Source organism: Ureibacillus galli, assembly GCF_014836845.1.
Lineage (GTDB): Bacteria > Bacillota > Bacilli > Bacillales_A > Planococcaceae > Ureibacillus > Ureibacillus galli.
In genome coordinates, this window is sequence record NZ_JACSQA010000007.1 from 1 (window position 1) to 15,398 (window position 15,398).

13 protein-coding genes and 2 riboswitches are annotated in these 15,398 nt (G+C 35.7%); of the genes, 4 read left to right on the forward strand and 9 right to left on the reverse strand.

All coding sequences use genetic code 11. The features are described 5' to 3' along the window. Positions 1–82: 82 nt before the first annotated feature. The 8 genes from H9636_RS06730 to H9636_RS06765 form a co-directional block, all read right to left on the reverse strand. The gene (locus H9636_RS06730) at positions 83–1,408 is read right to left on the reverse strand and encodes an NCS2 family permease (protein WP_191706860.1); all 1,326 of its coding nucleotides are present in this window, start codon (positions 1,406–1,408) and stop codon (positions 83–85) included. Between the two features lie 172 nt (positions 1,409–1,580). Beyond that, a riboswitch (purine riboswitch) is annotated at positions 1,581–1,682 on the reverse strand. Positions 1,683–1,854: 172 nt separating this feature from the next. After that, positions 1,855–3,405, reverse strand: a complete 1,551-nt coding sequence (gene guaA, locus H9636_RS06735; RefSeq protein ID WP_318241003.1) for a glutamine-hydrolyzing GMP synthase — start codon at positions 3,403–3,405, stop codon at positions 1,855–1,857. A gap of 116 nt (positions 3,406–3,521) precedes the next feature. Further along, positions 3,522–3,623, reverse strand: a riboswitch (purine riboswitch). A gap of 31 nt (positions 3,624–3,654) precedes the next feature. Next, positions 3,655–5,865 carry a transglutaminase family protein gene (locus tag H9636_RS06740; protein WP_191706861.1) on the reverse strand — a complete coding sequence of 737 codons (2,211 nt, stop codon included), beginning with the start codon at positions 5,863–5,865 and terminating at the stop codon, positions 3,655–3,657. Next, a complete protein-coding gene (locus tag H9636_RS06745) occupies positions 5,862–7,055 on the reverse strand; it encodes a DUF58 domain-containing protein (RefSeq protein WP_191706862.1) in 1,194 nt (397 codons plus the stop codon). The genes H9636_RS06740 and H9636_RS06745 overlap by 4 nt, the downstream gene beginning before the upstream one ends. Beyond that, a complete protein-coding gene (locus H9636_RS06750; protein WP_191706863.1) occupies positions 7,052–7,996 on the reverse strand; it encodes an AAA family ATPase in 945 nt (314 codons plus the stop codon). The genes H9636_RS06745 and H9636_RS06750 overlap by 4 nt, the downstream gene beginning before the upstream one ends. Positions 7,997–8,205: 209 nt before the next feature. Further along, positions 8,206–8,547: a hypothetical protein gene (locus H9636_RS06755; RefSeq protein WP_191706864.1), complete on the reverse strand. Its 342-nt coding sequence runs from the start codon at positions 8,545–8,547 to the stop codon at positions 8,206–8,208. 106 nt (positions 8,548–8,653) lie between these two features. Continuing rightward, complete coding sequence (gene nadE, locus H9636_RS06760) at positions 8,654–9,481, reverse strand: ammonia-dependent NAD(+) synthetase (protein WP_191706865.1); 828 nt, start codon at positions 9,479–9,481, stop codon at positions 8,654–8,656. A gap of 15 nt (positions 9,482–9,496) precedes the next feature. Beyond that, the gene (locus H9636_RS06765; protein WP_191706866.1) at positions 9,497–10,966 is read right to left on the reverse strand and encodes a nicotinate phosphoribosyltransferase; all 1,470 of its coding nucleotides are present in this window, start codon (positions 10,964–10,966) and stop codon (positions 9,497–9,499) included. Positions 10,967–11,516: 550 nt separating this feature from the next. Here H9636_RS06765 and H9636_RS06770 point away from each other — a divergent pair. The 4 genes from H9636_RS06770 (at position 11,517) to H9636_RS06785 (ending at position 14,674) form a co-directional block, all read left to right on the forward strand. Then, complete coding sequence (locus H9636_RS06770; RefSeq protein ID WP_191706867.1) at positions 11,517–12,248, forward strand: ABC transporter ATP-binding protein; 732 nt, start codon at positions 11,517–11,519, stop codon at positions 12,246–12,248. Next, positions 12,248–13,009, forward strand: coding sequence for an ABC transporter permease (locus H9636_RS06775; protein WP_191706868.1), 762 nt, complete (start codon positions 12,248–12,250; stop codon positions 13,007–13,009). The genes H9636_RS06770 and H9636_RS06775 overlap by 1 nt, the downstream gene beginning before the upstream one ends. Positions 13,010–13,099: 90 nt before the next feature. After that, positions 13,100–14,077: a proline dehydrogenase family protein gene (locus H9636_RS06780; RefSeq protein WP_191706869.1), complete on the forward strand. Its 978-nt coding sequence runs from the start codon at positions 13,100–13,102 to the stop codon at positions 14,075–14,077. A gap of 165 nt (positions 14,078–14,242) precedes the next feature. Further along, complete coding sequence (locus tag H9636_RS06785) at positions 14,243–14,674, forward strand: hypothetical protein (RefSeq protein WP_191706870.1); 432 nt, start codon at positions 14,243–14,245, stop codon at positions 14,672–14,674. Positions 14,675–14,788: 114 nt separating this feature from the next. Here H9636_RS06785 and H9636_RS06790 read toward each other — a convergent pair whose 3' ends face one another. Continuing rightward, positions 14,789–15,397 (reverse strand): response regulator transcription factor, encoded by a 609-nt coding sequence (locus H9636_RS06790; protein ID WP_191706871.1) that lies wholly within the window; start codon positions 15,395–15,397, stop codon positions 14,789–14,791. Between the last annotated feature and the right edge of the window lies 1 nt (position 15,398).

Sequence of the window (15,398 nt, forward strand, 5' to 3'; positions counted from 1 at the left end):
AAAAAAGAAAAAGGTGAATTTGAGTTTCCTCAAATTCACCTTTCTCACTATTTGAAGCTAGTTATGTCCCAGCCTCTACTTATTATAAAGTTATAAGATATGCTAAGAAAATTATAGCAAATATATACATGATGAGACTAACTTCTTTAGCTCTACCTTTTACAACCATTGTTAATGGATAAAAAATGAAACCTACCGCGATACCAGTTGCAATGGAACCGGTTAAAGGCATCATAATCATCGTAAGGAAAGCTGGTACTGCTAATTCAAAACGGTTCCAATCAATTTGCCCTAATGAAGAAACCATTAATACACCAACAATGATAAGTGCCGGGGCGGTAACAGCACTCGTTACGACCGATAATACTGGTGAGAAGAATAATGCTAGTAAGAATAGAATCCCCGTTACAATCGAAGCAAAACCAGTTCGAGCACCAGCAGCTACTCCTGAAGATGATTCAACATATGATGTTACTGTTGAAGTACCAAAAATTGAACCAGCAATTGTTGCGATAGAATCGGAAATTAACGCTTTGCCCGCACGTGGTAAACGGTTGTCTTTTACAAAGCCAGCTTGGTTTGCCACTGCCATAAGCGTACCGGCGTTATCAAAGAAATCTACAAATAAGAATGTCAAAATGACCGAAAGCATTGATAATGTATAAAACTCTGGATCAGAAAATGCACTGAACAATGACCCAAATGTTGTTGAAATACTAGGTGGAGCGGATAATACTTTCTCTGGTAAATCCACAAGTCCAAATATCATTCCGACAACAGCTGTAATGACCATACCATAGAATACGCCACCTTTAAGTCCAAGAACCATTAAGATGACAGTAACGATAATACCAAATATCGCTAGTAAAACTGTTGAATCATGTAAATTCCCAAGGCCGATTAATGTATTCGGATTACTTACGATAATCCCAGCTTTTTTGAAACCAATAAAAGCAACAAACAAACCAATTCCAGCACCTACTGCTAATTTCAATTGCATCGGAATGGCATTAATTAATTTTTCACGTAAGCCTGTTAACGTTAATATTAAGAAGAATACCCCTGAAATAAATACTGCCGCTAAAGCATGTTGCCATGGACTACCGTTTGTTAATATTACTGTGTAAGCAAAGAACGCGTTAAGCCCAAGTCCTGGTGCTAGTGCTAAAGGATATCTCGCTAAAATCCCCATTACGAAACAGCCAATTGCAGCTGATACTGCAGTTGCAACAAATACTGCCCCATAATCCATACGAAGAGCATCTGGAAGATCTTTCACGTCACTTAAAGTTAAAGTTAAAGGATTTACTACTAATATATAAGCCATTGCAAGGAAAGTAGTAAAACCTCCTAATATTTCACGACCATATGAAGTACCTAGTTCATCAAATTGGAAATACTTTTTCATTTTTTCCTCCGAATTACTCGTCTGTAATGTCATTGATTTATACAACTTCATACATGTGTTTAATTATGCGTTAAAGAAATAAATATAATCCTTTTTTCGCAAAATAAAAGACACGCACCTTTTTAGAGTTGCATGTCTACGATTCATTAGAAAAAACTATATAAAAATAGCATTCTCTTTTATATCAAATCGTAGTCAAGCTATTTAAGGTAGCTTGGTAGAAACTCACGAGCCATATCCTCGACATTATACGACGAAATATTTAATTTACTTCTGTAATATATCATCTCATTTTATGAATTTCAACCATTTTTACGAACATTTTTATATATTTTTAGATTAAAGTTCGTAATTCGTTCGAAAAATCGATATTTCACTAGATTATCTTATGTATTATTTTAAAATAAAAAGAGAACCTAAATGATTAGGCTCTCTCTTTTTTCGAATTATTCCCACTCAATCGTTGCTGGTGGCTTAGATGTAATATCATACAGCACGCGGTTTACGTGTTTTACTTCGTTGACGATGCGTACAGAGATTTTCTCTAGTACATCCCATGGGATACGTGCCCAGTCAGAAGTCATTCCGTCGATAGAAGTTACCGCACGGATACCTACTGCGTAATCATAAGTACGTGCATCGCCCATAACTCCTACCGAACGGATGTCGGGAAGAACAGCGAAGTATTGCCAAATATCACGGTCAAGACCTGCTTTTTTAATTTCCTCACGAAGAATATAGTCTGCTTCACGAACAATTTCCAATTTTTCTTCTGTTACTTCCCCAAGTACACGGATTCCTAGACCAGGACCTGGGAATGGTTGACGCCATACGATTTCTTCAGGTAAACCTAGTTCTAAACCTAAAGCACGAACTTCGTCTTTAAATAATGTATTTAATGGTTCGATTAACTCAAATCGCATATCTTCAGGAAGACCACCAACATTGTGGTGAGATTTAATTGTTTGAGCAGTCGTTGTACCTGACTCGATAATATCTGTATAAAGAGTACCTTGAGCTAAGAAGTCCATATCCTTTAACTTTGAAGACTCTTCATCGAATACGTAAATGAATTCGTTCCCGATAATTTTACGTTTTTTCTCCGGATCAGATACACCTTTTAATTTATTCATGAAACGTTCACGAGCATCGATTTTGATTACTTTCATATCGAAATCTTCTGTGAAAGTTTTCATCACTTGCTCTACTTCACCTTTACGGTTCAAGTTATGATCAACAAACATACATGTTAATTGGTCACCGATTGCTTTATGAATTAATACCGCTACTACAGAAGAGTCCACCCCACCTGATAATGCACAAAGAACTTGCTTGTCCCCTACTTTTTCACGAATTTTTTTCATTTCTAATTCGATAAAGTTAGCCATTGACCAATCGCCTTTCGCATGACAAATATCGAATACGAATTGGCGTAAAATATCGTTACCATACACAGAGTGACGTACTTCTGGATGGAATTGTACCGCATAGAACCCACGTTCAACATTTTGCATTGCAGAAATCGGACATGATGCACTTGTTGCAATGACTTCAAAACCTGCAGGTACTTCTGTAACTAAATCACCATGACTCATCCAAACAACTTGTTCTTTCGGAAGGTCACCAAATAATTTATTGTCAGCCGTAATTTTAATTTCCGCTTTACCATATTCACGGTGGTCAGCACCTTCCACTTTTCCACCTAAAGCGTAAGACATTAATTGCATTCCGTAGCAAATACCTAAAATCGGTAATCCTAAATCGAAAATAGCTTCATCTACTTTAAAAGCTTTTTCATCATAAACAGAATTTGGCCCACCAGAGAAAATAATACCTGCTGCGTTCATTTCTTTAATTTCTTCAGCAGTAATTGTATGGGGATGTAATTCTGAGAAAACACCGAACTCACGAATTCGACGAGTGATTAATTGGTTAAATTGGCTTCCAAAATCAAGTACAACAATTTTTTCTTGTTCTTTTAACAACGGAGTAGTCACGCTTTTACACCTCTTCTAAATATTTGAAGGCGCCTAATTTTTGTAAAAAAAACGCGTTCAAAAAGAATTCTTTCTGACGCGTTCATTGTTTAATACAAAAGGCGGGTATAGATAGACATAACTATACCCGCCCTCATAGATAAGTTATTTAAGGTAACTTAGTAGAAACATCCGAACCGTATTATCGGACCTATATGAAGGCAGCCTATCATTATTTTTTCTAAATTCTACCCTTTGTATCATCTAAAATCAACTAGTAGTGCGATTGATTAAATATTCCCAACTTTCTTTCATTTTACTAAAGTCGATGTTAGTAGAATTTTTCGCATAAATAAATTGTTCGTAAGCTTTCGTTATGTTCGACATATGGTTCGTCCCATAATAGCTATCCACATCTTTTGCATAAGACTCTAAGGTTTGACCATCTTTCCTTTTGAACCCTTTCATCTCTAAAAGTTTTAACAAATTTAAATAAAATGATTCAAAGGAAGACTCATCAATTTTTTTCTGTCGCTGTAATTTCACATATACTTTTGGCCACCATCTACCGCGCAATTTATACAGCAGAGTCACTCCAATCACGAAGAGTACAATCGCAGCAATTAGAATTAGCTTCATTTGATTGAAAGCATTATTTACATTTGACGCATCTTCTTGAGATGTGGTTTGTTGTTGTTCTTCTTTTTCTTCTTTCATTTCCTCAGTAGGCTCTGTTTCTTCTTCAGCTATTAATTCATCTTGTTGTGCGTCATCTGTTTCCGTTTCTACATCAAAGTCGATTGAACGTGTATTATTAAATCCAATGGTCGGTTCAAAGTTTACCCACCCTACATTTGGAATGTATGCTTCTACCCATGAGTGTGCGTGATTATTCGTAATTTCGTAAGTACTCAACGAACCGTTGTTATCAACTACGTCTCCTCCAGCAAATCCTTTTACCCACCTTGCCGGAATTCCAACCGATCGTAGTAGCACGACCATAGCTGTTGAAAAGTTATCACAATATCCTACCTTCGTTTCAAATAAAAACTGATCAACATAATCTTGTTCCTCTGATGGAATTGCCACATCTTGCGTATCATATCGAAATCCATTTTGTCTAAAGTACAACTCAATGGCTCTTGCTTGATCATATGGTGTTTCCCTTCCTTCCACTATTTCAGCAGCCAGCTCTCTCACCCTGTTTGGAAGGGTTTCAGGTAATTGCAAATATCGCTCTGTAATGGAAGCATCAATTTGTTCTGTAGGGTTTTGTAGCTCACTGTAAAGATGAACCGGTTTACTATATTGAACGGTAAATTCATTTAATTGGACTACACCCTGATTTACTAACATTTGCATTTTTTCTGTGCTTCTATCCATCATCAATTCAACAGTCTGATTTTCAAAGTTGGGCACATCAATACCAACTGATTTCATTCCATAAGGTTGGATAATGAAGTTATACGGATATAACACTTGAACAGTTGCCGTATTTGTATTTTCTTCCGGTCCAACTGGAAGAGAATGTTGGATTGTCTCATCTGGTGCGAAACTCAATACTTCTCCATCAAAATAATTCGACTGTTCCCACCCTTTAGATGTATAAACATCCTTCGTTTCAACACGCCAATATTGTTTCGTCTCTGACTCCGCCAAGAACACGACCGTATCATCAGCAACAAAGGAGCCACCTAATCGACTATCGTTTTCACCATATCCTACCTTCGAGACTCCATTACCATCTCCTTCTAACCCTTCCCCTTGACCTGTTGCGGATTGAATAAATGGAACAGGGTCTGGCCATTGGGGAGGTGATTTTGGCAATAAAATAGCGACGACACTTATTATCCCCACTAATAAGGCAACAGGGGTCATTAGTTTTACATATTTGATTAAATTTACTTCACTATTGGATTGGGTTACTAAACGTTTCAAAAATAGAAGCGACGTGATCATTAATCCAAGCAACATTACTTTTACAATCGCAAAGGAACCATCATACTCCGTAAAAGTATCCAACGTCGCAATGAAAAACACCGTCAATATTAAAAAATAAAAGATGGACATTCGAACCGTAATCCAATGATGAATTAAATAAACTAACATCCAAATTAAAACGAAAAATAAAAACGTTCGAAACGGATTCGTAATACTAAGCCAATCTCCTTGTAGAAGAGCAGCAAAATTCACTTGCAAATCATTGACGATAAAATACAATCCATCTCTAGAAAAAAGGAAGACTCCGCCATAAACGAATGTGATAAACCAAGATATATAAGCGATTTTTACAAACCATGAAACGAGAAAATGAATTCGAAATAAACTAAGAAGAAGGGAAATAGCTACAAATAATAAAATTAACCCCATAAAGCCCGTTTTCGTTAATTCCATAATCGGGATGAGCCATTCTCGTAAAATAAAAAATATAACAATATAATAAAGGGCTAATTCTACTAATTTAAAAGAGTTCTTTTTCACGGCTTTACCACCTCCGTGAATACATGTTCAAACCGATCTTTTGATATATTAATAATTTTTGCATTCGCAAAGCTCATACGAGATTCCGCGAAGCGACCGCTCTTATCTGTTACAACAAAGCAAATTATATTGCAGGCAAATTTTGAACTATTCACAACAAAACTCTTTAAATGGTCTGTAAACTCTCCAGTAATTAATATTAAAGAAGCCGAATTAAGCAATCCTATCTCATTTGCAAGTACCCCTTCGATGGATTGTTTCGTGTCGGGCTCAATTTCTGCCAGATGCTGCATAACTTCCTCTAACTGGTTTTGCGATTTAAGATTAGGAAAATACCGACGTTTTTTACCAGTTGATAAAAAGGAAATTTCACCATGATGATGGACGACGCTTTGTAAAATAGAAGCGGCTAAATCGACCGTATATTCAAAATTCTTAACTGACGTTTGATCAATCGCAAGAAATAAATCTTGTGTTTGGCGATCCTCAAACTCCTTCGTACGCAACGTTTCATTCTTTGCAAAGGATTTCCAATGTATCCAAGAATACTTGTCCCCCGATTGATAATCGCGAATCCCCGTCACAAGGGAAGTATCCTTCATCATTGAATAAGGTGAAACGACTCCACCATTTTCAAATTGCATTTGCAGTGGTTTATATTTCACTTCAACTACCCGAGGCAAAACGACTATCGATGTATTTTCTTCAATCACTTTACGACGTATAGACCATCCAAAAAAATCAGCAATCGTAAAGTGCAGGCCTTTAAATTGAATTTTACCCCGCTCCAAATCGTTCAGTTCATAAGTCCATTCAAACTTCCGTTTCCAACCGACAAAAAAGATCCGACCTAATTTCTTTTGTAATTTCACTTTATGATTGTCAATCCCTAATTCCTTTACCGTCATAAAAATTAAAGGAAGCCACGTTTTGTTTCGAAAACTTACAGTAACAAGGGCAGAATCCCCGCGGCGGAGTTTGGCAGGTTTTATTTCACGATGAACTTCTTCAATACGAATCGGAATAAAAGTTAGTAGTACTGAGTAAAGAATAAATGGTGTAATCGAATAAAAAACAAACCAACTAACAAAGCCACCTTGAAACATCGCATAACTAAATGATGCAACAGCTAGCAATAGGATGATAATAAAACGACCACCGCCATTTAAAAATCTTTTCAACCTTTTCATCGTTCTGCATACCTTTGAATAGGGATAACCGATTTATCAACAATTCGCTGAATAACCCCTTCAGTCGTCACACCCTCATATCTTGCTTCAGGTTTCAAAATAATGCGATGACCAAAGACAAAAGGTGCTAAATATTGAACATCATCCGGTTTTACATAATCTCGATCTTGTATTTTTGCATAAGCTTGAGAAGCTTTCATTAGTGCAACGGAAGCACGAGGACTAACCCCTAAATAAATTTCGCTAACGTTTCTTGTCGCTCGTGCCAATTGAACAATATAGCTTTTTACCGAATCTTCCACATAAACATTTCTTACCTCCTCTTGCAACGCAAGAAGTTCCTCTAATGTAATAACAGGAGTAAGATGGGCAATCGGTTCAGAGTTGGCCGTACGACGGAGCACTTCTACTTCTTCTTGGGCAGTTGGGTAACCCATTTGAATTTTCAATAGGAAACGGTCAAGCTGCGCTTCCGGTAAAGGATACGTCCCTTCATACTCTATCGGGTTTTGTGTAGCCATGACAAAAAACGGCTTTTTTATTTGCAACGTTTCTCCATCAATTGTAACGGAAGCTTCTTCCATGCTTTCAAGGAGTGCTGATTGCGTTTTGGGAGAAGTTCGATTAATTTCATCTGCTAAAATAATATTTCCCATAATAGGTCCTGGGCGGAATTCAAATTGAAGAGATTTTGGATTATAGATGGAAACACCAATTACGTCAGAAGGTAATAAATCAGGAGTAAATTGAATTCGTTTAAAATCCGCACTTACAGATTTGGCTAGCGCTTTAACCATCATCGTTTTCCCTACGCCCGGTACATCTTCCAGTAATACATGCCCCCCTGAGAGTAGTGCAACGATACTCAATTCAGCTACTTCACGTTTTCCAATCATTACTTTTTCTATATTTTCAATGATCGCTTCTACTTGCCCATGCATACGCTAAGCCTCCTAATTCAATAGTCAGAATTTACACATAATATCTTTAAGCATATACGATAAGTTATAAGGAATACAACTTAACAGTATTGAATATGCCTATTTTTTTACAAAAATATACAAAATATTGTAAACTTTTGATTTTATTCCTAAAAATAAAAAAGGTCCCCCAAAATAAATTTTGAGAAACCATTTGTACGATTTAAATTTTATATCGAAGTTCGGTAAGTTTGAATTCGAGAAACTTTATTGTAATTTGAGTTAATCGTAGCGGAGCATTTTAATAGGCTATTTTGTACAGATGCAATAGAATCCGTATCAAAATGTACCCCTTTAACGATTAATTTTTTCGAAGTTTTCTTCAACACTCTTTTTTGAACACCATTCGTTTGTTCTTTTTGTTTCTTTCTTTTTCGGTGCCCACTCTGACGATCGAACGGATGGTAGCCGCCATCTTCCATTAAACGATAAAACTGCTCACCAGATTGTAAATACTGCCTTGAATTTCGAAAAATAGCACTCGGAGTCGATTGAACCCGGGAAGTTCTCATCATCCCACACCTTTCATACTCTTCATACATTAGACAGAGACTTTTTATTTAGATCGAAAAGCAAATAGCAAAACGCTAGAAGCCAGTTACTTCTCTATTTAGAAACTCACTTCCAGAAATCATCAAAAATCGTAATTGGCAAATGACGCTTATGTTGAGAACGAATGTAGTGACCTTCAATAATCTTTTTAGACGCGTCAGATACTTCTTTTCCTTCTAAATAATCATCAATCACTTCATAAGTAACCCCTAAAGCTGTTTCATCCGGTAAAGCTGGTCTATCTTCTTCCAAATCAGCTGTAGGCGTTTTTAAATATAAATGTTCCGGGCAACCTAAATAGGCTAATATTTGCTTCCCTTGACGTTTATTTAAACGGAAAATGGGTGTTAAGTCGACTCCACCGTCACCATATTTCGTATAAAATCCAGTTACCGCTTCGGCAGCGTGATCAGTACCTACAACAACCGCGTTATTCATTGCTGCAATGGAATATTGCACTTTCATTCGTTCACGGGCTTTTTCATTCCCTTTCGCAAAGTCACTTAAAACAACGCCAGCTTCTTCTAATGAGCTGACACTTGCATCAACCGCTTTTTTAATATTTATCGTAAGTACTTTAGTCGGTTGAATAAACTCGATGGCATCTTGGCAATCTTCTTCATCCGCTTGAACACCGTATGGAAGACGTACGGCGAAAGTAGAGTATTTTTGTTCTCCGACTTCTTCGTTTAACTCATTGACAGCTAATTGTATAAGCTTTCCCGTTAACGTCGAGTCTTGCCCACCACTAACAGCAATAACAAATCCTTTCAAAAAGGAATGTTTTTTTGCATATTCTTTAAGAAAGTCCACCGATTTCCGAACCTCCTCATGAGGGTTAATTTCAGGTAATACTTTTAACTCTTCAATAATTCGTTTTTGCAAGTCTTCCACAAAACAACACTCCTTTTAGCGAATTTCACTATCATGAATCATGTTACGAACTTCTTGAATATTTCTCATCTTGTTGTCCCAACACTTTTGACTTAAATCAACTGGATATTCTTCCGGGTTTAATGAACGTTTGTATTCATCCCATATCAATTCTAAATTTTCGGAAGCGTATTGTTGCATCTCTTTCACAGAAGGGCTTTCGTAAACAATTTCCCCGTCATCTATCACTTTTTCATGTAGATCTTTCGCTTCGAAATTTGTAACAAATTTCGAGATGAACGTATGCACCGGGTGGAACATTTTAATCCGTTCTTCTTCATGGGGATTTTCATCCGCCATCGTAATATAATCACCTTCTGCTTTTCCATTAACACGGTTAATAATACGATAAACTTTTTTCAACCCAGGAGTAGATACTTTTTCTGCATTAGCTGTGATTTTAATCGTATCTTCCATAACGCCATCTTCATTTTCAATGGAAACTAATTTATATACAGCGCCTAAGGCAGGTTGATCATAAGCAGTAATTAATTTTGTACCAATGCCCCAAGAATCTACTTTTGCCCCTTGAGCCTTTAAATTTAAAATTGTATATTCATCTAAATCATTTGAGACAATAATTTTTGCCTTAGGGAAACCTGCTTCGTCTAGCATTTTTCTAGCTTCTTTCGATAAGAAGGCAATATCCCCACTATCTAGTCGAATTCCGATAAAGTTAATTTTATCTCCTAACTCTTTAGCAACTCGAATTGCATTCGGAACTCCTGATTTTAAAGTGTTATACGTATCTACTAAAAACACACAATCTTTATGGCGTTTCGCATAAGAATGGAATGCATCATACTCACTTTTATAAGCTTGTACCATTGCATGGGCATGAGTTCCTGAAACAGGAATATTAAATAATTTCCCTGCACGGACATTAGAAGTAGAATCAAATCCACCTATAATAGCGGCCCTAGCCCCCCAAATTGCCGCATCCATTTCTTGCGCTCTGCGAGAACCAAATTCCGCTGCCGATTCATCTTTTATAATTTGCTTAATGCGACTCGCCTTTGTAGCAATTAACGTTTGATAATTGACAATATTCAATAATGCCGTTTCGATTAATTGGGCCTCCACAAGGGGAGCTTCAATTCTTATAATTGGCTCATTGGCAAAAACTAATTCGCCTTCTTTCATCGAATAAACAGAACCAGTAAAACGAATATTTTTTAAGTATTCGATAAAATCCTCTTTATATCCTAATTCCTCAGATAAATATGCGATGTCAGTTTCCGAAAAACGGAAATTCCTTAAATACTCTAAGATTCGTTCCAACCCTGCAAATACAGCATAGCCATTGCCGAAAGGTAGTTTTCTAAAATATAGTTCAAAAACTGACTTACGATTATGGATACCATCTGCCCAATAGCTTTCTGCCATATTTATTTGGTAAAGATCCGTGTGTAAAGTTAAGCTGTCATCAGCATAATTCGATTTCATATGATGCCCCTTCTTCCAGTTTCATAATTAGTCATAGTATACACTATTTAACAAAAAACGAGTTATTGATTCATCTTATTTTTTATCTAGATTATATTATTATATGTTATTTTTCCTAACACACCAAATCAAACTTTTAAATAAACAGTATTTATTTAAAAGGGAAAATTAAAATGATAACGTTATCATTTTTATTTTAATAGCATAAAAGGAAACATGACATCCTTTCAACGTTATATTTCCTTACATATTTAGTTGAAAATAACTTGATTTTTTCGATTTTATCCATTAACATGTTACATATAGTAACATAAAAGCTAGTTATTGCCGTCATCTCTGTTAAATTAGATCAGAAATAATCTCGAATGTTGTTCTTTTCTCCATTGTAGATTACTAGACTTGTTCCCCTTAACAAGCTAGTTATCATATATTATTAAACTAACTCGTGCCCCCAAATCTTACGAGTTAGTTTTTTTGTGTTCCGACGACTATTTGTTTACTTAAAATTTGTCGGTATAATATAGATAGATTTTACATATAGGAGAAAAAAATGATTTCATTAAACGAAGTTGCTATTTCATTTCATAATGTTTGTTACGAAATTGATCATTTATCCATTTTAAATAATATTAATGGGGAATTTTATAAAGGAAAAATTACTACCTTGGTGGGACCATCGGGTGCTGGAAAATCTACCCTTTTAAAAATGTGCAACGGGCTCCTCTCCCCTACTACTGGAGATATATTGATAGAAAATAAGCCAGTTCATTTCTATGAACCGACGACCCTTCGAAAAAGTGTAGGTATTGCTCTTCAAAGCGCACCTATTATAAGAGGTACCGTTTTTCATAATCTTTCATTGCCTTATACGTTACAACATAAAAGCCTACTAGAAAGCGATGCCATTTCATTTTTAGAAGACGTCGGATTAGACCATACTTTCTTACAGCGGCAGGCTGAAGATTTATCAGGTGGTCAGAAACAAAAAGTTTCCATTGCCCGTTCTTTACTAAATCGGCCGAAAATCCTTTTATTAGATGAGATTACATCCGCTCTCGATCCAACTTCTGTTTACGAAATTGAACAACTTATTCTTAACATTAATCAAAAATTTGGTGTTACGATCATTTGGATTACCCATAATATTGAGCAAGCAAAACGAATAGGACACTATACTTGGATTATGATGGAAGGTCAATTGTTAGAAACGGGAGAAAGTAAGATTTTAAGTTCATCAACGAACGGGAAAATCCAACAGTTCGTTAGTGGGGTACAACAATAATGACTTATACAACATTATCTTTAACTTTAATTTTTGTACTCATTCCACTACTTCTTTCCAAAACTTTAAAGCTAAATCTAGAAAAGGATACAGTCATTGCAACAATTCGTTCCATTATTCAATTGCTTGCCGTAGGTTACGTCTTGAAGTTTGTCTTTGACTCAGAACATATCATTTATATTTTACTCATGATTACACTCATGATTGGAACTGCCACGTTAAATGCTAGAAAAAAAGGGAAAGCTATAAAGGGAATTACGTGGAAAGTCGCTTTTACGCTAATCGTTATTGAGGTTATTACGCAAGGGATACTATTAGGATTTCACATCGTTCCAGCCACAGCCCAATACATTATCCCAATAAGCGGAATGTTAATTGGGAATTCGATGGTTTTATCTATTTTATTTTTGAATCGATTTACTGCTGAAATTGAAGCTAGTCGAGATGAAATGGAACTCATTTTATCTCTTGGAGGTACTCCGAAACAAGCCATACACACTCAATTGACCAACGCCATTAGAGCAAGTATGATTCCGACAATTGAAAGTCAGAAAACAATCGGACTTGTGCAATTACCTGGAATGATGAGCGGTCAAATTATTGGTGGAGCTGACCCTGTGCAGGCAGTTCAATTTCAACTTTTAATTATATTTGCTTTATTAACAACAGCAGCTATATCTAGTATTTTAATTGGTTTTTTAAGTTACCCTACTTTATTTAATGAACGAATGCAAATTATTAAAAATTCAATATCACAATAATAATTCGCAATTTTTTTATTATTCCCAATTCAATAATATTAATTTTAACTATGTTATAATTATTCAAAAAATAGAAATGAGGTTACAATTATGCCAATATTACGTGACTTTTTCATTAATTTATCTGAAAATCAATTTTTGAATAGCGCCGCTCAAAAATACGGATTAAAGCTAGGAGCACAAAGTGTTGTAGCTGGTACAAACATTCCTGAAGTTATTGAAAGTATGAAAGAATTAAATGCCCACGGAATCTCTTGTACTGTGGACAACCTTGGTGAATTCGTATACGAAAAATCTGAAGCAACAAAAGCAAAAGAGCAAATTTTAGCAGTTATTGAAGCAATTCATGAAAATGGCGTAGATGCTCATATTTCCTTAAAACCATCTCAGCTTGGTTTAGATATCGATTACGACTTTTGTTACGATAACTTAATGGAGATCGTTGGAAAAGCTGCTGAGTATAATATGCACGTAAACTTTGATATGGAAAATTACGCACGTCTTCAACCTTCATTTGATTTGTTAGATAAAATATCTGAAACTTACGATAATGTTGGTACTGTAATCCAAGCCTATTTCTTCAATGCACAAGAAAACATTGAAAAATATAAAAACTATCGTTTACGCATTGTAAAAGGTGCTTATAAAGAACCTGCGGATGTAGCTTACCAAGAAAAACACGATATCGATTTAAACTTTATCGAATTAATTGAATATCATTTACTAAATGGTAAATTTACATCAATTGCAACACATGACCATAATGTTATCAATCATGTAAAACAATTTGTAAAAGATCACAACATTTCAAAGGATAAATTTGAATTCCAAATGCTTTACGGTTTCCGAAAAGAAATGCAATTAGATCTAGTGAAAGAAGGATATAATTTCTGTACTTATGTACCTTTCGGCAGTGACTGGTATGGATACTTCATGCGCCGTTTAGCTGAACGCCCTCAAAACTTAAACCTTGTAACAAAACAAGTATTTACGAAAAAAACAAATACAGTTTTAGGCGTCGCCGCAGCTGCATTTGTATTAGGTCGTTTAACGAAAAAATCAAAATAACCACTAAAAAAGGCAAACCTAATGACAGGTTTGCCTTTTTCTATTGCACTCAGTTCGGTTATTACACCTATTAAATACTATAAAATGGAAAATATTCAAAAATAAAGAAACCAAATCACTATTGAATCGTATATTAAGCTAATCATCTAAAGGGAGGTATTTTAAATGTTAAAGAAATTTCGTTTTCTTACCCTTTCTTTCCTAGTATTCCTTTTTGTATATGGCTGTTCGGATGTGCAGGAGACAAACAAAGGAGAATTTAAAGCAGACAAGAGTGACTTCGAAGAAAATCTATTCACCAACCGCCAAAACCAAACGATTGGATCATTAATCGATAACGAAATTATTATTTTAGGAAGTTACAATAAGCAGGAGAGAGAAAAAACAAGTTTAGATGATATCATTTCAAAATCCTCTGAAAGTACTGGGGACGAAGTAGAAATAACCTTTAAAAATGCTGAAATAACAACAAAAGGTGATAAATATTATATTACAGCCGATAACGGGCTATCATTAGTCTTTAGAAAAGTTGGAGATAGAATCATAGAAGATGAAGAAGGTCAGGAATATTATACAGCACAATACCCGGAAGATTAAGTTATCTCAAAAAAGGCGGGCAGGCGCTAGTAGCTATCTCCTTGACTATCTCCTACAGCTTACCTACTATCTGTAGTTATGTCACTCCAAGATGGCCGAGCGCCCTCCACTTTTTTATTTATTCCATCCCTTTTCTTTAAATCTAGAGATGGCTTCAATACGATTTCCTACCCCAAGTTTATCTAATATCGTAGAGATGTAATTTCGAACCGTACCAGCAGAAAGGTACAACTCAGCAGCAATTTCCTTCGTTGTCTTTCCTTTTGCCACTAGTTCTAACACTTGGCTTTCCCTTTCTGTTAACGGGTTTTCACTTTCATCTTCATAAACAAAATCTACTAGTTCAGGTGCATAAATACGACGTCCGTCCATAATTACCCTTATCGAGTGAACTAACTCTTCAATCGGACTATCCTTCAATAAGTATCCACGGACACCAGCTTTTCTTGCCCGCTCAAAATAACCCGGTCTAGCAAATGTAGTTAAAATAATAATTTTGCAATTTGTATTTTCCCGTAATTCTTCCGCAGCATCTAAACCTGTTTTGACAGGCATTTCAATATCCATTATGCAAATATCCGGTTTTAAATTATGGACTAATTCAATTGCTTCTTCACCGTTTTTAGCCAGCCCGACTACTTCCATATCATCTTCTAAATTTAGTAACGAATTCATCGCTCCAAGTAACATCCCTTGATCTTCAGCAATTACAATACGAATCATG